This window comes from Aeromonas sp. 602200, from assembly GCF_049173895.1.
Taxonomy (GTDB): Bacteria; Pseudomonadota; Gammaproteobacteria; order Enterobacterales; family Aeromonadaceae; genus Aeromonas; species Aeromonas veronii_A.
In genome coordinates, this window is sequence record NZ_JAAKSL010000004.1 from 238,785 (window position 1) to 262,113 (window position 23,329).

Consider the following 23,329-nt stretch of genomic DNA (forward strand, 5'->3'; position numbering starts at 1 on the left):
TTTATAAAATGGTATTCGGGGCAAGGATCACTGGGCTACGGTCAAACGTACCGACTGCACATTGATGGGAGTAGGTGCCGAGAGCGCCAGAAAATTGGGGCGCTTGGGATCTGCCGTGAGCGAGTCACCGGGCAGACTGAGGCGGATTTCGTTGATGCCCGCTTTGGCCAGTTTCACCGTGGTGGTGAAGTCGTGACCCAGCGCCACTTTCAACAGAGCGCCGGCTTCCGGGCTGTTGATGCGAGCCTGTACGGTAAGCTGATCCGGATTGGCCGCCTGCTTGGGCAGCACAAAGTAGAGACCGCCCTGACCGCTGAGCAGGGTACCGTCATCGCTCGGCTTCTTGGCCCAGCCTTCGCTGGAGAGGAAGCGGCTCGGCTTGGTCAGATTGAGCTCGTTACCCGGCTGATAGGTCATGCTGGAGTTGTGTTCCCAGAAGCGGGTCTTGCCTTCCAGATAATAGAGTTTGTAGGCCAGGCTCACGTTGGGGTGAGCAGCCAGATAGAGGGTGTAAAGATAAAAACCGCTTAACGCCAGAATGGCAGTCAAAAAACCGAACTTTTTGTACGTCATATCACTCTCTATGCCTGACAGAATGGGTAGGCCGATGTCGCGCATATGCTAATCCAATTGCAAAAAAAGCATAGTGGATCACAAAAAAATATTTGGTCACATATTAACCCCTTTTTACCCCTGTTCCAAACGTTGCTGTTTCCCGGTTAAACAGGTCTGGCGGGGTGCAGGTTGCCAGTGGCGCTCCGGCGGAGCAATTGGCAAATAGACGTGCTTTGCTGCGTCATTTTCTAGCGGATGCGATAGTCATCTGGCCTCTATCGCCATTTTGCAGGGGGCGATTTATGATGACTCACTTATTCGTCAAGGATGACATATGAAGTGGATCTCTTGCTGTCTGTTGCTTGGATTATGGGCGCCAATGGCATTGGCCAAGGCCCTGTGTCCCGAGCCCATTCAGGTCGGTTACGATAACTGGCCCCCCTACCATTATTACGAAGCCGATTCACCGCAAGAGGTGCGCGGTTATGCCGCCGAGGTGCTGACGGCTGTGCTCACTTCCATGCACTGCAAGGTCCATTATGTGGAGCTGCCCTGGAAGCGGGTACTGCACGAAATGGAGCATGGCGAGATAGACATGGCGATGGAGGCGAATATCAATGATGAACGCGCACGTTATGCCTGGTTTTCCGACTCCTACAACCCGGGGCGCACTTTGCTGTGGATCCGCAAGGGCAGCCACTATCCCGAGCAGGATCTGGCGAGCTGGCTGGCCAGTGGTTACTCCCTCGGCGTCACCAAAGAGTACTTCTATGGTGAGGAAGTGATGTCGCTGCTCGCTCGCTATGCCAAACAGGTGAGTGCGGTGAGCGACCAGCAAAATTTTGAGAAGCTGGCCCGCGGTCGGATCGACGGTTTCCTCGGTGACATGCTGGCTACCCCCAGCGCCCTTAACAAGGAGGGGATGAGCGGTCTGTTCACCAGTCACCCCATGGTGGTATCTGAATCGCCAAGCTTCTTTATGTTGGGCAAGCGCAGCTTTTCGCCGCAGTTCTTGCAACAATTTAATCAGGCGTTGGCGCGGTTCAAGGAGACAGATGCGTATGACATTATCTGGCTGCGTTATGCCCCCGGGCGCTAGCAAAGTATTGGCCGTTCACGCATCATGAGCGGCCTGAGTATCGGGTCTGCTTGTCAGGCCCGACAGAGTGAACAAACCGTTTTGAGGTACCCATGGGGATGAAGTATTGGCTGGCCCTTGCCAATCTGGTGTGGCTGGGATGTTTGCCCGCTGGCGCGGTACATGCGACCGAAGCACAAGTTGTGGTGGCGGCCAGTGAAACCGGACACGACTGGTATCAGGGCAGTCAGGCCGAACAGGCCCGTATCGAGCTGGAGCAGCAGTTGCAAGAGGCTGTGCTTGCCCAGCTGCATCCCGATTTTTTCACGCTGTGGAAGCGTCTGCAGGCCACCCCTGCAGATAAGCGTGGTGCCATCTATGACGACATTTTTACCAAGCTGAGCCGTTTCCAGCACGCTTGGCGGGGGATGGATCTGGTCTCGCGCGAGCAGATGAAGACCCTCAAGCTCGATTTGAACCGCCCTGTAGTGACCCAACCCAGCGATGATGACCTGCTCACCCAGGTGAAATCCCTGCGCCCTCAGGTGGCGGAATACGAGGCGGTGCGGGCCAAGGTGCACAAACTGCTGGCGATGCCGATGGCCAGCAAGTGGCCAACCCTCGATATGCCGACCCTGCGTGCCGGAGAGAGCTCCGCCGAGCTCGGCCAAATCCGCGCTATGCTCAACGAGCTGGGCGACAGCGCCCCGAGCCATGGTGATCAGATTTACGATGGTGATACCGAGCAGGCCATCAAGCAGTTTCAACGTCGTCACGGTCTCACCGCGGACGGCATTATCGGCCGTCAGACCCGCTCCTGGCTCAATACCGGCCCGCAAGTGCGCGCCAGCCTGCTGCTGCGTAACCTGTGGCGTCGCGATCTGGTGGATCAGCTCGCCGGTGGCCGCTACGTGCTGGTCAATATTCCCGACTACCGTCTGAGCGTGGTGGAGTCCGGCAACGAGGTGTTTACCAGCCGGGTCATCGTCGGCAAGGAGCAGCGGGCCACCCCCATTCTGGCCAGTGAAATTCGCTCCATCGTGCTCAATCCCTCCTGGCATGTGCCGCGCTCTATCCTGAGCAAGGACATCCTGCCCAAGCTGGGTCGCGATCCCGCCTATCTGAGTCGCGAGCAGTTCGAGGTGATCGACAGCGAGGGCAATCCGGTCCAGTTCACCGAAGAGGGGTGGCATCAGGCGCTGGCCGCCGGTTTCCCCTATCGCCTGCGGCAAAAGCCGGGGGATCATAATGCTCTGGGGCGCTACAAGTTCTACCTGCCCAACAATGACGCCATCTATCTGCACTCCACCCCGCGCAAGGCGTTGTTCGAACAGGGGGCGCGCGCCTTCAGTTCGGGCTGCATCCGGGTGGAACATGCGGACGATCTGGCCGAGCTGTTGTTGGCGGACTCCCGCTATCAGCCGGACAAGGTGGCCAATATCCTCAAGGAGAGCCAGACCAAATGGTTGCCGCTCACCACGCCTATCCCGGTCTTTACCGTCTACTGGAGCAGCTGGATCGACGAAAATGGTCGCCAGCAACTGCGCAACGATATCTACGGATTTGATCGGGTCAGTTTCCAGAGCCGCCTGCTGTGATCCCTGCCACAGAGTGAAAAGCCCGGCCTGTGCCGGGCTTTTCTATGGGCGATTGAGGTTTGACAGGGCCCCCCGCCGGAGGGTAGTTTCAAGCGCCTGTATCACATTCAATCAGTGATCTTATTCAACTATTTTCGCTTGAATCTGCGATGGACGAACCCCTTATGCTGGAACAAGAGATAAGTCGACGTCGCCTGTTGCTGGGAGCCGGTTGCCTGTTGGGCAGCTCGCTGATCTCCTTCCCTGCACTGGCCAGCCGCAGTACCACCGGGCGTGAACTCAGTTTCTTCAATCTCAATACTGGCGAGCGGGTGCGCGCCAGCTATTGGGAAAATGGCCACTATCTGAGCGACGGGTTGGCCGAACTCAATCACATCTTCCGCGATTACCGGCGCAATGAAGTGTTCAACATCGACAAGAAGCTTTTTGATCAACTGTTTCTGTTGCAGCACAAGCTGGGCCGGCGCAGCGAAATCCAGCTGATCTCCGGCTATCGCGCCCCGGCGACCAATCGTCAGAAGCGCCACAAGAGCCGCGGCGTGGCTAAGCACAGCTACCACACCCTGGGGCAGGCGGTGGATGTGCGGATCCCCGGCGTACAGCTGGCCCATCTGCGCAAGGCGGCGCTTCAGCTCAAGGTGGGTGGGGTTGGTTACTATCCCCGTGACAACTTCGTTCACCTCGATACTGGCCCGGTGCGCAGCTGGTAAAGGGGTTGGCAAGCTGCCAAGCTCTTTCCACCAGAGAGGAGATAGCGATGAAAAAGATAGTGATTGGCGGCCTGATCGCCCTGTTGTTGACTGGTTGCAGCAAGCTCAACCGTGAAAATTACGACCAGTTGAAGATGGGGATGAGTTACGCCGAGGCCAGCACCATTCTGGGCAAGGCGGAGCGCTGTGATGATGCGCTGGGCACCACCAGCTGCCTCTGGGGTGGGGAAGGGAAGAACATCAAGATCCGTTTTATCGCCGACAAGGCGACCTTCTTCAGCTCGGAAGGGATTAACTGAGTCGCAGAACGTCCATGAAAAAAGCGCCGCTCGGGCGCTTTTTTGTTGCTCGCAATCCAACCCGCCTCGCCAGAAGCTGGCGTACTCAGTGGGTCGCGTACTGGTAGTTGAAGGTGGGTAGTCCCCACTTGAAACGTACCGCCAGCAGCCGCAGTACAAAGCCGATCCCGATGGAACCGAACGCGGCCCAGTTTGTCGGCAAGCCCTGATCCAGCGCCAGACAGTAAAGGGCTGCGGTGATCAGCGAAATGGCCGCATAGAGCTCGCGACGAAACACCAGCGGAATCCGCTGACAGAGCAGATCCCGCAGCACACCGCCAAAGACCCCCGTCACCACCGCCATGATGCAGGCAATTCCGGCGCCGTGGCCCATATCCAGCGCCCGGGCCGCACCGAAGATGGAGAAGACCACCAGCCCCAGGGCATCAAGGGCCATGAACAGCTTGCCGAGGTAGCGCATCAGGGGGGCAGAGACCACACCCGCCATCGCAGCTGCCGCAACCAGCAGCACGTATTCCGGATGTTCAATCCAGAGCAGCGGATAGTGGCCGAGCAGCACATCGCGGATGGTGCCACCACCGATGGCCGTCGCCGAGGCGATGATCACCACACCAAACAGATCCATCCGTCGCCGACCCGCGGCCAGCGCGCCGGTCATCCCTTCGGCCACCAGGCCCACCAAGAAGAGTGCATGTAACATGAGATATCCCAGGGAACGAGAAAGGCCAGAATCCTACCAACTCGTGCCATATGGGACAAGCTATCGAATGCATGCATTAATTTAATTCATGCTAAATGCGAAAAAGGCACCGTTTCGGGTGCCTTTTTCTAATCAATGTTCAAGGGTTAGCGCCCCAACTGCTCCTGCCGGTAGTGATCGACCCACATGGCGGTGGCACCACAGATGGCGACTGGCATCACGAAGAGGTTCACCACCGGAATGGCGGAGAAGAGGGTCACCAGAGCGCCGAAGCTGAGGCACTTGCCGCGGCGCTGCTTCAAGGCATCGCGCATGGTGATGAAGTCGATTTTGTGGTTGTCGAACGGATAATCCACATACTGGATCGCCATCATCCAGGCGCTGAACAGGAACCAGAGCACCGGCGCCAGGGTCTGGCCCACCACAGGGATCAGAAACAGGATCAGGCAGCCGATGGCCTTGGGCAGGTAATACTTCAGCTTGGTCCATTCGCGGCCGAAGGTGCGTGGCACATCCTTGACGATATCCAGCATGCCGCTGTCATTGGCGGGCTGACCGGTGAGGATCTGCTCCACCTTCTCCGCCAGCAGGCCGTTGAAGGGGGCGGCTACCCAGTTGGCAACCGAGCTGAAGATAAAGGAGAAGACCACCAGGATGGTGATGAGGGCGATGGGCCACAGCAGGTAGTCCAGCCAGTCGAGCCAGGCGGGGATCTGCTGATGGAGCCAGGCGAACAGGCCGTCCAGTTGCAGCAACAGGGCATAGAAGGCCCCGGCAAACAGCACGAAGTTGACCAGCAGGGGGATCAGCACAAAGGTGCGGATGCCCGGTTGGCGAATAAGGGAAAACCCGCGCAGAAAGTAGTCTGCACCGCTGATTGAATCTTTGACCATATGGGGTGATTGGCTCATGTGAGCTCCATCTATGCATGGGAGAACTGCCAGCATATTACAAACAAGCCTTTGATTTGGTAAAGTCGCCGACTATTCCTTATTTCGTGCCGTGGCGACTGAAAATCGGGCATTGAATGGGGATGATGCCTGCATATTACAAACAAAGCCGGGTCTGGATTTGGTAAAGTCACCTGCCCGCATCCTCTTTATTTAGCCACTGATACAGGTCGCCATGCGTCTGAAACTGATCAAACTCGCCGGCTTCAAGTCGTTCGTCGAGCCGACCCGCATCGAACTGTCGGCAGACATGACCGCCGTGGTGGGCCCCAACGGCTGTGGCAAATCCAACGTCATCGACGCGGTGCGCTGGGTGCTGGGGGAGAGCTCCGCCCGCCATCTGCGCGGCGAGAACATGACCGATGTCATCTTCAACGGCTCCATCAATCGCAGTGCGCACGGGCGCGCCTCGGTCGAGCTGGTGTTCGACAATCCCCACAACCGGGTGCCCGGTGAGTTCGGCCGCTTTACCGAGATTTCGGTGCGTCGCGAAGTGCTGCGCGACGGCTCCAACCACTATCAGATCAACGGTCAAAAGTGCCGCCGCAAGGATGTGACCGACCTCTTCCTCGGCACCGGTCTTGGCCCCCGCAGCTACGCCATCATCGAGCAGGGCACTGTCAGCCGACTGGTGGAGTCACGTCCGGCCGATCTCAAGCTCTTTATGGAAGAGGCCGCCGGGGTTTCCCGCTACAAGGAGCGGCGCCGCGAGACCGAGCAGCGCATTCGCCACACTCAGGAGAACCTGGAGCGCCTCGGCGATATTCGCGGCGAGCTGGGTTCGCGCCTTGAGCACCTCAAAGCCCAGGCCGAAACGGCCGAGCGCTACAAACAGCTCAAGAGTCGTTCGCGCGCCGCTCGCGCCGAGCTGATTGGCTCCGAGTTGTGGGCGCTGGAGACGCGCCTTGGCGAGGCCAAAACCGAACTGGCGCAGGCCGAGCAGGCGCTGGCGGCGCTCGATGCCAAGCGCACCGCCGATGAGGGGCGCCACGTCACCCTGTCGGTTGCCAGACAAGAGGCGCAAGCCGAGCAGGCGAGCCGTCAGCAACAGATTTTTCTCGGTGGGCAAGCTATCGCTCGCCTCGAACAACAGCAACTGCACCAGAGTGAACTGGGGCGCGACTGGCAGGCCCGTGCAGAGGCGCTCGGTGAGCGGATCGCCACCCGCAAGGCGCAGCTTGCCAGCCAGCAGGATCAACTGACCGAAGGGGTATTGCGCGCCGAGCAGGAGAGCGCCCGGCTGGAGCAGTGTGAGCAGTTGCTCACCGAGCAGCAGGAGGCCCGCCAGCAGGCCAGCGAGCAGCTGGAGCAGGCTCGCTTGCGCCAGCAGCAGTGGCAGCAACAGTTGGCCGGGGTGCAGGGGCAGCTCAACCAGACCCGTACCCGGTTGGGTGGTTTGCAGGAGCTGCAGGCCAAGACCCGGCTGGCGCGCCTCAAGCTGGAAGATGAACGCGCGGGACCCCTCGGCGCTGAGGCCGATGATCTGCAACCTGCCCTCGATGCCCTGAGTGGTGAGCTGGAGCTGACGCGGGCGGCCAATGGCGAGCTGACCGAGCAGCTGGCGCAGGCGGTCGACGCCCATGAACAACTCAAGCAGCAGCATGGCCAGCAGTTGAGCCTGCAGCGGGAGTTGGAGGCGCGGCTGGCGACCCTGGATCAGATCCTCGGCGAACAGATGGAGGGGGCGACCCTGGCGGATCGACTGCAGGTTGCCCCCGAATGGGCACCGGCGCTCGACAAGGTGCTGGGTCGCTGGCTCACCGCAACGCCGGCGGACGAGTGCAATCTGGCGCAAGAGGGGCTCTGGATTGGCCCGGCGCAACCGGCGGTTGCCGGTACGCTGGCGGCGCAACTGGGTGGTGAGCATATTCCTGCCTTCCTCAACGCCATCTGGCTGGTGGAGAGCCGGGAAGCCGCATTGGCCCGCCAGCCAAGCCTTGCGGCCGGTGAGTCGGTACTGACTCCTGCTGGCGACTGGCTGGGGCCAAACTGGGCAGATCTGGGGCAGGGCGCGGCGCTTGGCACCATGGCGCTGCTCGGTGAGCGTGAGCGGTTGCATACCGAGCAGGAGAGGGTTGCCGAGGGGCTGGCACAGCTGAGTGAGCAACTTGTGGCTGCCGATGCCCGGCGTGCCCAGCTTGCCAGCGCGCAGGAGTTGTCGCAGCGAACCTTGCGCGAGCAAGAGCAGAAATGGCAGCAACTGCGCGAAGCCTGGAGCCTGCAACAGGGTCAGCGGCAGGAGCGGTTGCAGCGGCTCGGTCAGCTTGGCGAAGAGCTGATCCGGCTCGATCAGGAGCAGGCCGAAGAGGCTGAGCGACTGGCCAGCGCCCGTGAACAACTGGAACTCGATGAGGCGCGCCTTGCCGAGTTGCAGGAGCAGGGGGAGCCGCTGACACAAGGGTTGCAGGTCGCGCAGGAGCTGCTGACCCGCTGCGAGCGGGCGGTCGACGAGGCCCGTGTGCGCCGCGAGCAGCAACAAGCGACCTGCCAGCGTTTGCAACTGGAGTTGGGCAATCTGCGCCAACTCATTACCCTGGGCGAAGAGGAGTTGGCGAGGCTCGGGCTGGAGCTGGCCGGGCTGAAAGGGCCGGATAGCGAGGCCGTGCCGGATCTGGCGCCCCTGCTGGCCGAGCAGCGCAATCTGGAGGCGCAGCAGCTCGCCTGCCATCAACGGCTGGCGGAGCTGGAGCGCCAGTTGGGTGAGCTGGAACAGGCCAGAAGTGCCGATCACAAGCAGCTGGTGACGTTGCAGGAGAAGCTGGCAACCCTGCGTCTTGAGCGCGAACGCAACCTCACCCGTCGACAGGGGCTGCACGAGCAGTTCGAAGAGCTGGGGATTCGACTGGTGGATCTCGATCAGGCGGTGCTGATCGCAGCAGATCGCAGCAAGCTGCGGCAGGAGATCCAAACTCTGGAGGGGCAAGTGGAGGCGCTCGGCGCCATCAACCTGGCGGCGCTGGAGGAGTACGAAGAGGCGAAAACCCGGGCAACCTATCTTGAAAATCAGTGTCAGGATCTCGAGCAAGCGCTGGAAACCTTGAGCCAAGCCATTAAAAGAATTGATAAAGAGACACAAATACGGTTCCGGGACACTTTCGATAAGGTCAACGAAGATTTAAAATCCCTGTTTCCGAAAGTGTTCGGTGGGGGCAGTGCCTGGCTTGAGCTTACCTCCGATGATCTTTTGGAGGCCGGAGTGAGCATCATGGCGAGACCTCCGGGTAAGAAGAATGCTACCATTGCCCTGCTTTCCGGGGGGGAGAAGGCGTTAACCGCGCTTGCGCTGGTTTTTGCCATCTTCAGACTCAACCCAGCACCTTTTTGTCTGCTGGATGAGGTGGATGCACCGCTCGATGAAGTGAACGTCGGTCGCTTCTGTTCTCTTGTCAAAGAGATGTCGAGCACAGTACAGTTCGTTTACATCAGTCATAATAAGGTCTCCATGGAGATGGCTGAGCAGCTGGTTGGCGTCACGATGCAAGAGCCCGGGGTTTCTCGCATTGTGTCGGTCGATATCGGTGAAGCCGTCGCTTTGGCTGAGCAAAACTAGAAAGAGAAGCAGCTAATGCAGGAATTGCGTTACATCTTGGTTGCCCTGGGCGGTATTGCTATTGCGGCATTGCTCATTCACGGGTTGTGGAGCAACAAAAAGAATCGTCAGGCACCGATCAAAGAGAAACCGATTGGACGGATGGACTCCAAGTCGCGGGATCGTGATAACGATGCCTTCGACAGCGATGGCATCGGCCAGGTACGCGTGGTCAGTGGTGGCCGTCGTGCCGAGCCCAAGCTGCGCAGTGAAGAGAGCCGCCAGCCGGAACTCGGTCGTCGCCCTGCCGTCCCCGCCTTTGATGATGAAGATGACGAGGACGATCTGCCGCCGCCCGTAGTGCGCAAGCCTGCTGCCCGCCCGGTTCCGCCGCCTCCTGTCTATGAAGAGGAGGAAGCGTTCGACGAACCGCTGCCCGAGGAGATCGACGAGGCGCCCGCCGCGCCGGTGCGCAAACCTGCTCAGGTCAATCGTCGTACCCCGGTCTACCGTTCCCGTCCCCAGCGCGAGCCCATGATGCAGTCGCTGGACGACGAGCCGCTGGTCGAGCCCGCCTACGCGACCGCCCCGACTTTTGGTGCCCGTGCAGAGACAGTCCGTACCGCCGACACCGTTCGTGCCGAACCGGTGCGTGCTCCCGAGCCGGAATATCAGCCGCAGCCCCGCCATATGGCTCCCGAGCCTGTTTATGAAGAGCCGGCCTATGTGGCACCTGCTCCTGTGGTGGAAGAGCCGCGCATGGCGCCCCAGCCGGTCGAGAAGATCTGGCAGGATGTCTATGTCATCAACCTGATGGGCCGTCCGGGTCACGACTTGCAAGGTGCGACCCTGCTCTCATCCCTGATGGCGCTGGGCTTCAAGTTTGGCGAGATGGATATTTTCCACCGTCACGAAGATCCCAACGGCAAGGGTGAAGTGCTCTTCTCCATGATCAACATGGTCAAGCCGGGTACCTTCAACCCGTACCGGATGGAGCAGTTCACCACGCCGGGTGTCTCCCTGTTCATGCAACTGCCGCTGCGCAGCAATGCCGCGTTTGCCTTCGAGGATATGCTGCAGGCTGCCGATCAGCTGGCCAGCGATCTCGATGCCATGCTGACCGATATGGATCGCAGCCCGCTGAGCGACGAGACCATTGCCCGTTACCGTCACGAGCTGGCTGCCTACGAGGCCAGTCGCGACTAATACGCCATGCGGGTCGAGTGAAGAAAAAGTGCGGTACCCAGGTACCGCATTTTTGTTTCTACCCCGGCCGTATGTTCAATCACACTTCGAGACTTTTTCATGAGCGACACCCTCTCCCGCCACCGTCAATTGTGTGAACTGCTTACCGAATATGGTCACCAGTACTATGTGTTGGATAACCCCACAGTGCCGGATGCCGAATACGACCGTTTGATGCGCGAATTGATCGCACTGGAGGCTGACCACCCCGAGCTGAAAACCCCGGCTTCGCCGAGTGTGCGGGTCGGCGGTCAGCCGCTGACCGCCTTCAAACAGGTGCGCCACGAGATCCCCATGCTGAGTCTGGATAACGTCTTTAGCAGCGAAGAGTTGCAGGCGTTCGAACAACGGATGAGCGATCGCCTCAAGCGTGACGTGCGTTTCACCTTCTGCTGCGAGCCCAAGCTCGATGGTCTGGCGGTGAGCTTGCTCTATGTAAATGGTCAGCTGGTGCAGGCGGCCACCCGGGGCGATGGCGCAACCGGTGAGGAGATCACCGAGAACGTGCGTACCATCAAGGCCATTCCGCTCGCATTGCGGGGCTCTGGTTGGCCCGAGCGGTTGGAAGTGCGTGGCGAAGTCTTTATGCCCAAGGCCGGTTTCGAGGCGATGAACGCCAAGGCGCTGGCCGCAGGCGAGAAGGTGTTCGTCAACCCGCGCAACGCCGCCGCCGGCAGCCTGCGTCAGCTCGATTCACGTATCACCGCCAGCCGTCCCCTGAGCTTTTATGCTTACGGTGTCGGTGTTGGCGGCGAGCTGCTCGGTGACTCTCACTTTGGTCGCCTCAATCAGCTCAAGGAGTGGGGGCTGCCGCTTAGTCCCGAGGTGAAGCTCAAAGAGGGGGCCACCGGTTGTCAGTCGTTCCACGACGACATTCTGGCCCGCCGTGGTGAGCTCTCTTACGAGATCGACGGCGTGGTCTACAAGGTGGATGCCATCGCCCTGCAGGATGAGCTCGGCTTTGTGGCCCGCGCCCCGCGCTGGGCGACCGCCCACAAGTTTCCAGCGCAGGAGGAGATGACAGAGCTTGAGAACGTCGAGTTCCAGGTCGGCCGCACCGGCGCCGTGACCCCGGTAGCCAAGCTCAAGCCGGTGTTTGTCGGCGGCGTGACTGTCTCCAACGCCACCTTGCACAACGCCGACGAGATTGAGCGCCTCGGCGTGATGATTGGCGATACCGTGATCGTGCGCCGGGCAGGGGATGTGATCCCGCAGATCGTCGCCGTGGTGGAGGCGCAGCGCCCAAGCGATGCCCGCGCGATCCTCTTCCCGACCGAGTGCCCGGTGTGTGGCTCGGCAGTGGAGCGGCTGGAAGGAGAGGCGGTTGCACGCTGCTCCGGTGGCCTGTTCTGCGAGGCGCAGCGCAAGGAGGCGATCAAGCACTTTGCTGCCCGTCGCGCCATGGATGTGGACGGCCTTGGCGACAAGATTGTCGAGCAGCTGGTGGACAAGGGACTGGTGAAGACCCCCGCCGATCTGTTCAGCCTCAATGCCATCCAGCTGGCCGGGCTTGAGCGGATGGGGCAAAAATCGGCCCTCAATCTGGTAGCCGCCATCGATGCGGCGCGCAGCACCACCCTGCCGCGCTTCCTGTTTGCCCTGGGGATCCGTGAAGTGGGGGAGGCGACAGCGCTCAATCTTGCCAACCACTTCCTCACGCTGGATGCTCTGCGCGCGGCTTCGGTGGATCAGCTGCTCGAAGTGGCCGACGTGGGCGATGTGGTGGCCAAGCATGTCTACTACTTCCTGCGTCAGCCCCACAACGTGGAGGTGCTGGAAGCCTTGCTGGCTGCCGGCATCCACTGGCCGGCCATCGAGAAGAAAGAGGCCGCGGAGCAACCCTTTGCCGGCAAGACCTTCGTGCTGACCGGTACGTTGACCACCTTATCGCGCAACGACGCCAAGGCGGCATTGCAGGCGCTGGGAGCCAAGGTGGCGGGTTCGGTATCTGCCAAGACCGATGTGCTGGTGGCGGGGGAAGCGGCCGGTTCCAAGCTGGCCAAGGCACAGGAGCTTGGCATTACCATCTGGAGCGAAGAGGAGTTGCAGCAGGCGCTGCAAGGCCAGAGCTGAGTTCGTCTCTCTGATAAAAAAACAACCCGGTATTCGTGCCGGGTTGTTTTTTATTCCCCCGCTATCACCATTTTTTGCGGGGGTGCAGCAAGCGCCTGAGCAATATTTCCCGAGTGCTCAGTTTGCTCAATCAGTATGGCAACACTCTACAAGGCCACCTGATGCATCAAGCCGAAGGGGGCATCCTCTCTCGAGGCTTATTCCTGTGGCTTGAGGAAGTTGCGATAGAGCATGTAGAGGTGGGCCGAGCTCCAGCTGAAGTTGCTGGCCCCCTGCATGGCGCCGGTCTCCGGATTGTAGTTTTCGCGGATGGGGCCGCTGCCCGCCAGTCCTTCGGCATTGTTGAACAGCTTGTTGACCAGTGCTTCGGCATCGCTGCGGTAGCCGTAGTTCTCCAGCCCCTTCACCCCGAAGTAGAACTGATCGAGCCATACCCGGCCGCGCCAGTAGATATTGGGATCGTAGGCCGGGTTGGTCAGCGCGGCTGTGCCCAGCGGAATCTTTGTGTTGAACTCCTGAGCGTTGAGCATGACCTCGCGCACCCGCGCCGCTTTCTCCTTGTCGGCGACCTCTGCCCAGAGCGGGCTCCACCCTTCCGGGCCACGGCCGCGGGCAGTCAGCAATTTGCCGACGCAGCCGTTGCCGTCAGCAACATCCCCCTGACCAATCTGGCGATCGTAATAGAAGCCTGACGCCTCATCGAACATGCAGCTGTTGATGTAACCAGCCAGCTGGGTCGCGCCATCGCGGTAGCGGCTCGCGTCGTCCGGCTTGCCAAGCAGGTCGGCCATGTCTGCCAGAATGCGTTTCTCTTTGGCGAGGAAGGCGTTGAGCTCCACCGACTCCTGATCGATGGAGAAGCCGATCAAATCGCCATTGTCCTGATGGTTTTCAAAGAAGGCGACGTTCCAGTCCTGACGTGCCTTGGCCAAATCTCCGCCATAGGTCTTGTCGGCATAACGTTGCAGCTGGCCCGGTTCGATAAAGCCGAAGCGGGCGGCGTTGTCCATGCCGGACTCCCAACCGGCGCCGTGCTGGGCACCGATATCCATGTCGCTGTAACCGCCCACGTTCAACACCTGTTGATAGAGCGGCATACCGGCGCAGGCATACCAGCTATCCCCCTCACTGGTACAGCTGGAGAGATCCAGCCCGGCGGGAATACCGTTGGAGTACTGCACCTTGAAGGTGATATTGCCGTACTCGTCATTGTGCTCCACATGCTTGGTGGCGCCATATTCGATGATGCCGTTGCGGTTGTTGTCCCGCGCGCGGTACCACCAGTCGTGGTAGGCCTGCAGCTTGGGATACATCTCGGCGATAAAGGCCTTGTCCTTGGTGGCGCTGTAGATTTCCCAGATGGCCCAGGCGGAAAGGGGCGGCTTGGTATCGCGCTCGTTCCAGTTGCCGCCATCGCCACCGCGATCCGCCAGCTTGTTGTAGAAGACGGCGTCGATCACCATGCCCGCATCCTGCGGTCGTACCGGATCATCCGGCTGTACCTGATAGTCATACATGGCGCGCACGTTGTTCTTGGCGACCTCCGGGTTGAAGTGTGCCATGGCATAGGCGTGCTTCCAGCTGTCCCAGGCCCAGACGCCGTCGAACCAGCGGGCGGTATTGGAGGGGGTTACCCCATCGTGGAGGATGGCGCCAGCCGGGGATCGCCAGTTGCCATTGAGGGTCTCCATCGCCTTGACGGCGATGCGACGCTCCGACTCGGGGATACCCTGATTGGAGAGACCGTTGGCAAGGTAGCCCTCCCAGCGGCGGATGGAGTCGGCAAAATAGCTGGCCGGGTTGGCCAGCAGGGCCTGACGGCTCTGCTGATGGCGGCTGGCGTCATCTGCGGAGTGGAGATAGCTCTGCAGGGTGTAGATATCCTCGCTCCCCTTGGCGGCCAGGGTAATGCTGGCGTCGCTTTGGTAGCCCAGTGTCTTCTGGTCGAGGGTGGTGCGACTTGGCAGGGTGCGGTCGATTCGATAGCGGGCGCTGCCGCTCTGCATGATGTTCCAGGTGCTGCGCAGTTTACCGAACTGGAATTCGATTCCTTTGTCGCTCTCGCTGATGGTGCGTGTCCAGCCTGGATATTTGCTGGCAATCGTATCCTTGGCATCCCATTGATTGAGCAACTCGCCCTGCCAGTTGAGGTTGAGGGTGAGCGGTGCATCGGTCTGGTTGATGAGTCGGGTGCGGATAAGGGCGGTGCGGGCATCGCCATAACGCAGCTCCAGCTCCAGTGTGAAGGGCTCGAACTCGAAGCGTTGCACCAGCGCACCGGGAATGGCGTACGCCTCCTGCTTGCGGGCGCTGGTGAGCGGGAACGGGCGGCCGCTCGCATCGCTCAGGGTGAGCTTGTCCAGCTCGCTGGCAAAGAAGAGGCTGTACTCCTCGGAGATGACCATGGGGCCGGTAAAGCCCCCCCACTCCTTGTCGCTGGCAGGCAGCAGGAAACCGTGCCATGCCCCCAGATCGAGCAGCGGGTTGTATTTGAGGTTGGAGTAGCTGTCAAAGTCGCGGAATTGGGTCGGTGTTCCCCGACGGTCGATCACGTCCTTGTATTGGATGGCCTGCTCCGGTTTGGCGACTGTGCTGCTCTCTGTCTGGTTATCGTTGCAGGCAGTCAGTCCGAACAGGGCGGTGCCGAGGGCTACCGAGAGTAAAGTTTTACGAAACATCGCTCGCTCCAATTCCGTTTATGTAGGTTAAAAGGAAGATTTTTACGCTTATTTTTAGTGAAAAGGTGTTCGGTAGCCATTGTATGGCAAGGGAAAAGGGAGCGCTGGCGCGAGATCACACTCTGAAGAGGTGGCAATGTGAGCGGGATCACCGGGTTACATCAGGTTACATAGAATTGGTTTTAAGTAATGTTTTACTTGTCGTTGCTCGCCAATCTGGCAGGGCAGGTGTGCAGGTATTGGTGGGGCGTCAGGCCGAACTCCTGTTTGAAGCGAGCGGCAAAGCGGCTGGGGGAGTCATTCGGCCTGGGTCGCCTCGCTCAGTCCCCGTTCGGCCATGGTGCTGATGAGTTCAAAGCAGAAGGCGAGCCCGGGGGTGACCTTGACGGCGGGTTCCTCCTGATCGGCGTGGGAAGGGGCTGACTCGGCCAGCCACTCCGGCGGTGGTGGCGTCAGCAGCGTGATGGCGTGGGAGCGAAACTTGCCCTGCTCCGGCTGATTGACGAAGGTGAGCTGGTGGCCTGCCGGGATCAGCAGCCATCGCTCCCTGTCAAACGACAGACGTCGCTCGCGCCACCACAGTTGCTTGCTCCCCTGGGTGACCCAGATAAGGGTCGGGGCATAGATGAGCACCCGATGCAGGGGCTGCTGGCGGATCCCGAGATAGTGGCTCTGTTGCAGCAGGGGAGTGCTCATCCGGTTGGCTCCTAGGGGGTGACGAAGGTGGCGGTCAGGGTGGCTTTGCCGAGCGCCATGCTGTTGAGCATGTAGCCTACCATAGCGGGCGGGGTATCAGCCTTCACCTCGAGATCATGGGGCAGGGCCCAGGCGGTGAACTGATAGCGGTGCATGCCGTGACCTGCGGGCGGGCAGGGGCCGCCGTAACCCTGGTTGCCAAAGTCGGTGCGGATCTCCAATCCCTGCTTGAGCTTGCCGGAGCCATTGCTGGCCAGTTCGCTCTGGGTGGCAGGCAGGTTAACCACCAGCCAGTGCCACCAACCGCTGCCGGTAGGGGCATCGGGGTCATAGGCGGTGATGGCAACACTCTTGGTGCCTGCCGGCAGATCCTGCCAACTTAGCTGGGGCGAGTGGTTGTCGCCGCTGCAGCCAAAGCCGTTGAAGCTGAACTGTTTGGCCATCAGCTGGCCTTCGTGAATATCCGTGCTCTTCAGGGTCATGGCAAAGGCTGGCATGGCCGTCAGGCAGAGCAGTGGCAACAGGGCACTCTGTTTGAGCAATTTCATCGGGTGACTCCTCGTGTGGTAACGGGTTCACTTTAGCGAGGGTGGGACAGGATTTTGTTGCAGAACGACTCAAGGTGAGGTCGATTGGTGAGTTAATTGAGCCTTTTGGTGGTTTCATGGCAAGAAGGTAAACGGCAGCCATAAAAAAAACCGGCATCAGGGATGCCGGTTTTTTGTTTGACGATAAGAGGTGCGGCTTAGCGCAGGATCATCTCGTCACGGCCCGGGCCGACGGAAACCATCGGAACCGGTACGCCGAGCAGCTCTTCGATACGCAGCACGTACTGCTGGGCAGCGCGCGGCAGCTCTTCGAAAGTGCGGCAACCGGTGATGTCTTCGCTCCAGCTTTCCATCTGCTCGTAAACCGGCTTCAGGGCAGCGGTTTGCGGCCAAATCGGGTTCTCGGTGTGGGCACCTTCGTAAGCCACGCAGATCTTCAGATCCGGCAGACCGGTCAGGCAGTCCAGCTTGGTCAGGGCCACTTCGGTGGCGGCTTGCAGCTCGACACCGTTCTTGGTGGCGACCGCGTCGAAGTAACCGACATCACGGGGACGGCCGGTGGTGGCACCGAACTCGTTGGTGATCTTGCGGAACTCGTCCTGGTTCTCCATGGCGGTCAGCAGAGTGCCGGTACCGACAGAGGAGCTGAATGCCTTGGCCACAGCGATGACGCGCTCCGGGCGCAGACCCGGCAGACCGCCACCGATACCGGCGTAGGCGCCAGATACGTGGGAGGAGGTCACCCAAGGGTATTCGCCGTAGATCAGGTCACGGCCAGCGCCCAGCTGCGCTTCGAACAGCAGGGTCTTGCCTTCGGCCTGCAGTGCTTTGAGCGGCATGCTGACGTTGCAGACGGCGTCGATCCAGGGGGCAGAGACTTCCAGCAGCCAGTCAGCCATCTCCTGGGCAGTCTGGGTGAATTCGAAGGAGGGGTAGATAGCCTTCATCTGCGGCAGTTTCCAGTCCAGCATGAACTGGATGCGCTCGACCAGTACGTCCGGCTGTTTCAGCCAGCCAACCAGGATCGCTTTTTTCATGACGCGATCGCCGTAGGCAGGGGCGATGCCCTGACGGGTGGAGCCATAGGCGCCGTCACCCAGACGTTGCTCTTCCAGGGTATCTTCCAGTGCGTGCAGCGGCAGGCAGAGGGTTGCGCGGTCAGAGATGGCCAGCTTCGGAGTCACGCCGGAGGCTTTGACTTCCTCGAGCTCGACGGTCAGTTTCTCGGGGCTGATCACCATGCCCGGGCCGAGGACAACCAGGCAATCCGGGTTGAATACGCCACTCGGAACCTGGTGCAGCTTGAAGGTGCCAAGGTCGTTGACCACGGTGTGGCCAGCGTTGTTGCCGCCCTGGAAGCGAATGCTGGCGCCAGCTTGACCTGCCAGATAATCCACGATGCGGCCTTTGCCTTCATCACCCCAGTTAGCACCTACGACTACGATAGACGACATGACTCTTTCTCCTAAGACGTTAGGCGTCCATCCTAGGAGCCTGATGCGGATTAGAAAAATTAATTATCTTTATAATTCCGATAAGAGAACCATATAATTATGGCCAATTAAGCGGCAAACCGTCCGATTTTGCCTGGCAAGCCCCGCACATCGCGGGTTGAGGGACTCTTATGCTGGATATTCACTGGCTGCAAACCTTTGTCACCCTGGCCCGATTGCAACATTTTGGCCAGACCGCCACCGAGCTGCACATGACCCAGCCCAATGTCAGCCTGCATATCAAGCGGCTGGAGCAGGCGACCCGGGTGCGGCTGATCGAGCGCAGCCCGTTTCGCCTGACTCAGGCGGGGGAGCGGCTGCTGCAAAGCGCCGAGCGCACCATTGCCGAGTTGCAGCTCTGCCAGTCCGATCTCAATGCCCTCAACCAGCTGAGTCAGGGGACGCTGGCCATCGCCGCCAGCGACATCATCTCCCGCCTGCTGCTGATCCAGCCGTTCCAGCGCTTCAAGCGGGAGTTCCCCGGCATCGACCTCACTCTGTTCAACACCACTTCGGATCAGGCGGCCGAGCTGGTCAAGGCGGGCAAGGCGGATCTGGGCTTCGTGATGGCGCAAAAGCGCAGCGAGCCGCTCTTCTATACCGAGCTGCAACAGGTAACCTGGTGCGCGCTGGGCCACGGCCTTGCCCGCTGGCAGGCGCGAGCGGTGGCGGGGGAGAGCGACCCCCTCGACGAGCCGACCCTGATCCTGCTCGGTCACGACACCCGCACCCGGGCGCTGATCGACCCGTCCCTGCCGCTGCTGGCCTTGCCCCCTTGCCGCATCATGGAGGTGGGCAGCGTGGACGCCCAGCTGGATTGGGCCGAGGCGGGCTTTGGTGTCGCCATCGTGCCGGACTTCTCCCTGCATCCGCGCCTCAACCTCACCGCGCCGGTCACCAGCCTCGGCGACTTTCCCGGGACCAGTCTGGGTTATGTGGTGCGTCAGAATCAGGTGTTATCAAGGGCCATCAAGCAGTTGCTGCACTGGGTGGAGGAGGAGATCCAGAAGCCCAACCCCTATCTGACCCGGGTGATAGAGCTATAGCGGTACGGCAAGGTGAGCAGGCCTATCGGGGTGACTGTGCCGCCATCAATTGCGTCACTATCGAACGCGCGTAAACAATCAGGGCAGCCGAGGCTGCCCTGATGCATTTGTGGGTGCTGACCATTCAGGGTTGCAGCTGTGTGGCTGCGCTAGGGGCTGGGGAGGGAGGTGTATCGGTTTTATCCTGCGGTGGGGTTTCGTCAGCAACTGCGCTGCTGGCAGGCTGGTTTGCCTGTTCTTGCTGCGCAGTTGCCGCAGAGGCGTTTTGTGGCAACAGAGTCGACACAGCAGCTGATGGTGATGGAACTGTTGACGCTGCAGCAGAGGGAGCCACTCTTTCCCCCTCGGTGGTCGGCGTAGCAGTGGGCTCGGGGGTGACCTCGAGGGCCTCTTCAGGCAAGGGATTAACCTCTGTGGCTTCTGTTGCCACTGCGGCACTGCTGGTGGCGGTCGCGTCAGAGGGCGCTTCAAGGGGGGCAGTCGTCCTGTCGGCGGCACTCACCTGCTCTGCCGTTGGTGCCGCCTCCGAGGCCGATGGCGCTGGTGTTAACGGCTCCGATGTCAGCTGTTCCGCGGTTAACTGCTCGGGAGTCAGTGACAAGGGAGCTGGCGGTTGATCCGACATCCCCGCATGGAGGGGCAGCTCGGTCTGCGCCTGCAACTGCTCGGGCGTCACCTTGCTCAGGGCAGGATGCAGCCGACTGAACTGTTTGACCCGGGCCAGCAGGGTATCGCGCACGGTTCGGACGATGGGGTCCGGCAGGCTGGCCAGCGCCACCAGTTCGGCACTCATCCCGATGTTGTTGATGGCTGTGGTCTGCCCCGGATAGAGGTTGGCGGCGATGCGGCTGCGCTGGTAGTAGGGGGGCTGCTTGAGCAGCCTGTCGATCTGCTCCCCTTCGATGGGGATGAGGCGCACCTTGCAGCGGCTGATCAGATCGCCGACCGCCAGACTGGGGTGACCGGCTACCACAAAAGCGGCATCCAGCGAGCCATCGCACAGCCCTTCCAGCGGTTCGCTGTCCGACTTGAGTTGATAGGCAGCAAACTGCACGGGTTGCCATCCCATGGCCGCCATCAGGGCCTGGCTGGTGATCTGCTCACCGGCGCCCTTGTTGCCCGGATAGACCCGCTTCCCTTCGATATCTGCCAGGGTGGTGATGCCGCTATTGGGGGCGGCCAGCAGGGTCAGCGACTCTTGATAGAGGCGAAACAGGCTGCGCAGCTCATTGTTGGCCCCCTGCCCACTGAAGGGACCGGTGCCGTGCAGGGCGTGGTGCAACACATCGGATTGCACCAGCGCCAGCTGTACGTCCCCCTTGTCGAGTGCCTTGAGGTTGGCCATCGAGCCACGGGTGCTCTGCACGGAGCAGCTGTCCCCATGCAGGGCATGGCCGGCATTGAGCACCCGGCAGATGGCGCCACCGGTCGGGTAGTAGACCCCATTGAGCGGGCCTGTTCCGATAGTCAGCGCCTGGCTGCCAAAGGGGAGCAGCGCAGAGAGTGCACAGAGGGGAAGCAGAAGGTGATGCAAGATCCGTAGAGACATAATTGACCGTTGACTGAGTTGACCGCTGGCTGATGACACAGGGAAAAAGGGATGGGGCTTGCCCATCCCGTTGCTGGCTGATCAGGGCTTGTTGTTGAGGATTGCCCGCTCCATCCGCGCCAGCGCGTCGGTCAGCCGTGCCCTGGTGCAGCCGAAGTTGAGCCGCACGAACTGACCGTCGCCAAACTGGGCGCCTGGGGAGAGACCAACGCCGGCCTGCTCGAAGAAGGCGATGGGATCGGCAAGGCCAAGGGCGCTCACATCGATCCAGGCCAGATACGTCGCCTGATGGTTGGCCAGCTTGACGCCGGGCCAGCGGGCAACCGCCTGCTGGATCAGGGCAAGATTGGCCGCCAGATAGTCGAGCTGCTCGGTCAGCCACTGTTCGCCACCCTCATAGGCCGCTTCGGCGGCGACAAAACCCAGCAGGTTGACGTCTGCGCTGATGCCGCGCATCGCCTGTTGCAGCCTGAAGCGCAGACGGGCGTTGGGGATAATGGCGAAGGAGCAGCAGAGACCGGCGATATTGAAGGTCTTGCTCGGGGCCATCATCACCGCGCAGCGCTCGGCCGCTTGCGCACTGATGGCGCCGTAGGGAATGTGGCGGGCGTTTTTATCCAGCAGCAGATCGCAGTGGATTTCATCGGAGCAGATCACCAGATTGTGGCGCGCGGCGATGGCATCGATGGCCAGCAGCTCGTCACGGGTGAAGATGGTGCCGCCCGGGTTGTGGGGGTTGCAGAGCAGCAGCAGATCTGCGGCGGGAGCCTGACGCTCCAGCTCTGCCAGATCCAGCACCCAACGACCCGCCTCTTCAATCATCGGCACGGTGAGCAGGGGACGATCATTGAAGCCCGGCGCCTGCAGGAAGGGGTAGTAGACCGGCTTGGGGGTGATGATACCGCGGCCATGCTGGCTCCACGCCTTGCAGGCAAGGTTGAGCCCCGGCACCACGCCGGGCAGGAACACCAGCCATTCGGGCTCGATTGCCCAGCCATAGCGGGTCGCCATCCGTTCGATAATGAGTTCGATCAGGCGCGGCGAGGGGCGTGAATAGCCGAAAATGCCGTGGGCGACCCGTTTGGTCAACGCCTCAATCACGGACGGGGGGGAGACAAAGTCGGTATCGGCAACCCACATGGGCAGCACATCCTGACCCTTGTACTTGTCCCATTTCAGGCTCATGGTGCCACTGCGGTCTACTTCCTGATCAAAATCAAACATGCGAACTCCTTGTGCTGGCAGGATGGGCTTTCACTCTACGGGGTCGCGGCCTCCCTCGCAAGGCGCACGCCTGCTTATGCATCCTTGAGCCCGCTCTTGATAGTGACATAAGATAGGCGCCGAATTTTCATACGGCTGCCGCCCGTTAGCCCGTATCGTCCTTCCAATCAGTGGTAACCCTATGAGCTTGTCGATAGCGGCGGTCAAACGCCCGGATCCCGTTTCTCTTTCATTTCTTGCCGTGACCTTTATGACCGGCGTCGCGGTGGCACTGCAGGTGCCTACCTTAAGTCTGTTTCTGGCCGAGGAGGTGCAGGTGCGCCCCTTTCTGGTCGGGCTCTTCTATACCATCAATGCGGTAGTGGGCATTCTGGTCAGCCAGTGGCTGGGCCACCGCTCCGACAACAAGGGGGATCGCAAGCGACTGATCCTGCGCTGCTGCTTTGCCGGGGTGGCGCTCTCCTTGCTGTTTGCCTGGAACCGCAACTACTGGCTGCTGGCGAGTCTGGGGGTGATGCTGGCGGCGCTGGCGGCCACAGCCAGCCCCCAGTTGTTTGCGCTGGCGCGGGAGTACTCCGACAGCCGCAACCGACGGGCGGACATGTTCAGCTCGGTGATGCGGGCCCAGTTTTCGCTGGCCTGGGTCATAGGCCCGCCCATCGCCTTTGCGCTGGCCATCGGCTACGGTTTCGAGCTGATGTACCTGGCCTCGGCACTGGCCTATCTGCTCTGTGCCCTGGTGGTGTGGCGCTGGCTGCCCTCGCTGCCGTTGCCCAAGCTGGCCGAAGAGAGCGAGCGGGTCAGCAGCTGGCGGGATCCGGCGGTGCGGGCACTCTTTATCGCCTCCACCCTGATGTGGACCTGCAACAGCATGTATCTCATCAATATGCCGCTCTACATCACCCGGGAGCTCGGGATGGATGAGAAGCTTGCCGGTATCCTGATGGGCACGGCGGCGGCTCTGGAGATCCCCTTCATGCTGCTGGCGGGTTACTATACGGCCCGCTTTGGCAAGCGCCCCATGATGTTGCTGGCGGTGCTGGCTGGCGCGGCCTTTTACACAGGTCTGGTGACCCTCACCGACCAATACGCCCTGATCGCCTTGCAGTTGTTCAACGCCATCTTCATCGGTATCGTGGCGGGGATCGGCATGTCTTACTTTCAGGATCTGATGCCGGGGCGGGCCGGGGTGGCGACCACCCTGTTTGCCAACAGCATCCGCACCGGCTCCATCATGGCAGGGGCCATCGCCGGTGTGGTGGCGGAGGTGTGGAGTTTCCACGGGGTCTTTATGGTGGCGTTGGGATTGGCACTGGTGGCACTGGCCGCCAGCTGGCGGGTGCCCAACGTCTGACGGG

17 protein-coding genes and 1 pseudogene are annotated in these 23,329 nt (G+C 60.8%); 9 read left to right on the forward strand and 9 right to left on the reverse strand.

Going from position 1 to position 23,329, the window contains the following annotated elements:
* Positions 1-27 precede the first annotated feature (27 nt).
* Positions 28-573: a hypothetical protein gene (locus G5221_RS07915; RefSeq protein WP_088869915.1), complete on the reverse strand. Its 546-nt coding sequence runs from the start codon at positions 571-573 to the stop codon at positions 28-30.
* Between the two features lie 316 nt (positions 574-889).
* Here G5221_RS07915 and G5221_RS07920 point away from each other — a divergent pair, with 316 nt between their 5' ends.
* The 4 genes from G5221_RS07920 (at position 890) to G5221_RS07935 (ending at position 4,240) form a co-directional block, all read left to right on the forward strand.
* A complete protein-coding gene (locus G5221_RS07920; protein WP_421263053.1) occupies positions 890-1,654 on the forward strand; it encodes a substrate-binding periplasmic protein in 765 nt (254 codons plus the stop codon).
* 92 nt (positions 1,655-1,746) lie between these two features.
* A complete protein-coding gene (locus G5221_RS07925; protein ID WP_201979346.1) occupies positions 1,747-3,231 on the forward strand; it encodes a L,D-transpeptidase family protein in 1,485 nt (494 codons plus the stop codon).
* A gap of 164 nt (positions 3,232-3,395) precedes the next feature.
* On the forward strand, positions 3,396-3,941 hold the full coding sequence (locus G5221_RS07930; protein ID WP_005338458.1) for a DUF882 domain-containing protein: 546 nt from the start codon (positions 3,396-3,398) through the stop codon (positions 3,939-3,941).
* Between the two features lie 47 nt (positions 3,942-3,988).
* Complete coding sequence (locus tag G5221_RS07935; protein ID WP_005338457.1) at positions 3,989-4,240, forward strand: lipoprotein; 252 nt, start codon at positions 3,989-3,991, stop codon at positions 4,238-4,240.
* A gap of 85 nt (positions 4,241-4,325) precedes the next feature.
* On the opposite strand, the gene G5221_RS07940 is transcribed toward G5221_RS07935, so the two are convergent.
* Both G5221_RS07940 and cysZ read right to left on the reverse strand, forming a co-directional pair.
* Positions 4,326-4,940 carry a trimeric intracellular cation channel family protein gene (locus G5221_RS07940; protein ID WP_005338456.1) on the reverse strand — a complete coding sequence of 205 codons (615 nt, stop codon included), beginning with the start codon at positions 4,938-4,940 and terminating at the stop codon, positions 4,326-4,328.
* A gap of 146 nt (positions 4,941-5,086) precedes the next feature.
* Entirely contained in the window at positions 5,087-5,851 is a 765-nt protein-coding gene (cysZ, locus tag G5221_RS07945) for a sulfate transporter CysZ (RefSeq protein WP_005338455.1), read from the reverse strand.
* 214 nt (positions 5,852-6,065) lie between these two features.
* On the opposite strand from cysZ, the gene G5221_RS07950 reads away from it, so the two are divergent.
* From G5221_RS07950 to ligA, 3 genes are all read left to right on the forward strand, one after another.
* A complete protein-coding gene (locus G5221_RS07950) occupies positions 6,066-9,440 on the forward strand; it encodes an AAA family ATPase (protein ID WP_421263054.1) in 3,375 nt (1,124 codons plus the stop codon).
* 15 nt (positions 9,441-9,455) lie between these two features.
* On the forward strand, positions 9,456-10,625 hold the full coding sequence (gene zipA / locus G5221_RS07955; protein ID WP_421263055.1) for a cell division protein ZipA: 1,170 nt from the start codon (positions 9,456-9,458) through the stop codon (positions 10,623-10,625).
* A 99-nt stretch (positions 10,626-10,724) separates the two neighbouring features.
* Entirely contained in the window at positions 10,725-12,737 is a 2,013-nt protein-coding gene (ligA, locus tag G5221_RS07960; protein ID WP_421263056.1) for an NAD-dependent DNA ligase LigA, read from the forward strand.
* 197 nt (positions 12,738-12,934) lie between these two features.
* Here the strand turns inward: ligA and ygjK are convergent, their stop codons facing one another.
* The 4 genes and pseudogenes from ygjK to G5221_RS07980 all read right to left on the reverse strand — a co-directional run bounded on the left by ygjK (position 12,935) and on the right by G5221_RS07980 (position 18,113).
* Positions 12,935-15,415: an alpha-glucosidase gene (gene ygjK / locus G5221_RS07965; RefSeq protein ID WP_266134288.1), complete on the reverse strand. Its 2,481-nt coding sequence runs from the start codon at positions 15,413-15,415 to the stop codon at positions 12,935-12,937.
* Between the two features lie 194 nt (positions 15,416-15,609).
* A pseudogene (locus tag G5221_RS07970) lies at positions 15,610-16,111 on the reverse strand (helix-turn-helix transcriptional regulator).
* A gap of 11 nt (positions 16,112-16,122) precedes the next feature.
* Positions 16,123-16,659, reverse strand: a complete 537-nt coding sequence (locus G5221_RS07975; protein ID WP_266134286.1) for a YbhB/YbcL family Raf kinase inhibitor-like protein — start codon at positions 16,657-16,659, stop codon at positions 16,123-16,125.
* Between the two features lie 197 nt (positions 16,660-16,856).
* Entirely contained in the window at positions 16,857-18,113 is a 1,257-nt protein-coding gene (locus G5221_RS07980; RefSeq protein WP_005347796.1) for an adenylosuccinate synthetase, read from the reverse strand.
* A gap of 170 nt (positions 18,114-18,283) precedes the next feature.
* Here G5221_RS07980 and G5221_RS07985 point away from each other — a divergent pair, with 170 nt between their 5' ends.
* A complete protein-coding gene (locus tag G5221_RS07985; protein ID WP_139473690.1) occupies positions 18,284-19,198 on the forward strand; it encodes a LysR family transcriptional regulator in 915 nt (304 codons plus the stop codon).
* Between the two features lie 124 nt (positions 19,199-19,322).
* Here G5221_RS07985 and G5221_RS07990 read toward each other — a convergent pair whose 3' ends face one another.
* Both G5221_RS07990 and G5221_RS07995 read right to left on the reverse strand, forming a co-directional pair.
* Positions 19,323-20,747, reverse strand: coding sequence for a TAXI family TRAP transporter solute-binding subunit (locus tag G5221_RS07990; protein ID WP_421263057.1), 1,425 nt, complete (start codon positions 20,745-20,747; stop codon positions 19,323-19,325).
* A gap of 81 nt (positions 20,748-20,828) precedes the next feature.
* Positions 20,829-21,971 carry a MalY/PatB family protein gene (locus G5221_RS07995; RefSeq protein ID WP_005353864.1) on the reverse strand — a complete coding sequence of 381 codons (1,143 nt, stop codon included), beginning with the start codon at positions 21,969-21,971 and terminating at the stop codon, positions 20,829-20,831.
* Positions 21,972-22,152: 181 nt separating this feature from the next.
* On the opposite strand from G5221_RS07995, the gene G5221_RS08000 reads away from it, so the two are divergent.
* Complete coding sequence (locus G5221_RS08000; protein WP_064335729.1) at positions 22,153-23,325, forward strand: MFS transporter; 1,173 nt, start codon at positions 22,153-22,155, stop codon at positions 23,323-23,325.
* Positions 23,326-23,329 lie beyond the last annotated feature (4 nt).

What these genes read in the sequence shown, in the direction of transcription:
- G5221_RS07915 (WP_088869915.1), bottom strand. Translation starts at nt 573, where the DNA reads ATGACGTACAAAAAGTTCGGTTTTTTGACTGCCATTCTGGCGTTAAGC.
- G5221_RS07920 (WP_421263053.1), top strand. Translation starts at nt 890, where the DNA reads ATGAAGTGGATCTCTTGCTGTCTGTTGCTTGGATTATGGGCGCCAATG.
- G5221_RS07925 (WP_201979346.1), top strand. Translation starts at nt 1,747, where the DNA reads ATGGGGATGAAGTATTGGCTGGCCCTTGCCAATCTGGTGTGGCTGGGA.
- G5221_RS07930 (WP_005338458.1), top strand. Translation starts at nt 3,396, where the DNA reads ATGCTGGAACAAGAGATAAGTCGACGTCGCCTGTTGCTGGGAGCCGGT.
- G5221_RS07935 (WP_005338457.1), top strand. Translation starts at nt 3,989, where the DNA reads ATGAAAAAGATAGTGATTGGCGGCCTGATCGCCCTGTTGTTGACTGGT.
- G5221_RS07940 (WP_005338456.1), bottom strand. Translation starts at nt 4,940, where the DNA reads ATGTTACATGCACTCTTCTTGGTGGGCCTGGTGGCCGAAGGGATGACC.
- cysZ (WP_005338455.1), bottom strand. Translation starts at nt 5,851, where the DNA reads ATGAGCCAATCACCCCATATGGTCAAAGATTCAATCAGCGGTGCAGAC.
- G5221_RS07950 (WP_421263054.1), top strand. Translation starts at nt 6,066, where the DNA reads ATGCGTCTGAAACTGATCAAACTCGCCGGCTTCAAGTCGTTCGTCGAG.
- zipA (WP_421263055.1), top strand. Translation starts at nt 9,456, where the DNA reads ATGCAGGAATTGCGTTACATCTTGGTTGCCCTGGGCGGTATTGCTATT.
- ligA (WP_421263056.1), top strand. Translation starts at nt 10,725, where the DNA reads ATGAGCGACACCCTCTCCCGCCACCGTCAATTGTGTGAACTGCTTACC.
- ygjK (WP_266134288.1), bottom strand. Translation starts at nt 15,415, where the DNA reads ATGTTTCGTAAAACTTTACTCTCGGTAGCCCTCGGCACCGCCCTGTTC.
- G5221_RS07975 (WP_266134286.1), bottom strand. Translation starts at nt 16,659, where the DNA reads ATGAAATTGCTCAAACAGAGTGCCCTGTTGCCACTGCTCTGCCTGACG.
- G5221_RS07980 (WP_005347796.1), bottom strand. Translation starts at nt 18,113, where the DNA reads ATGTCGTCTATCGTAGTCGTAGGTGCTAACTGGGGTGATGAAGGCAAA.
- G5221_RS07985 (WP_139473690.1), top strand. Translation starts at nt 18,284, where the DNA reads ATGCTGGATATTCACTGGCTGCAAACCTTTGTCACCCTGGCCCGATTG.
- G5221_RS07990 (WP_421263057.1), bottom strand. Translation starts at nt 20,747, where the DNA reads ATGTCTCTACGGATCTTGCATCACCTTCTGCTTCCCCTCTGTGCACTC.
- G5221_RS07995 (WP_005353864.1), bottom strand. Translation starts at nt 21,971, where the DNA reads ATGTTTGATTTTGATCAGGAAGTAGACCGCAGTGGCACCATGAGCCTG.
- G5221_RS08000 (WP_064335729.1), top strand. Translation starts at nt 22,153, where the DNA reads ATGAGCTTGTCGATAGCGGCGGTCAAACGCCCGGATCCCGTTTCTCTT.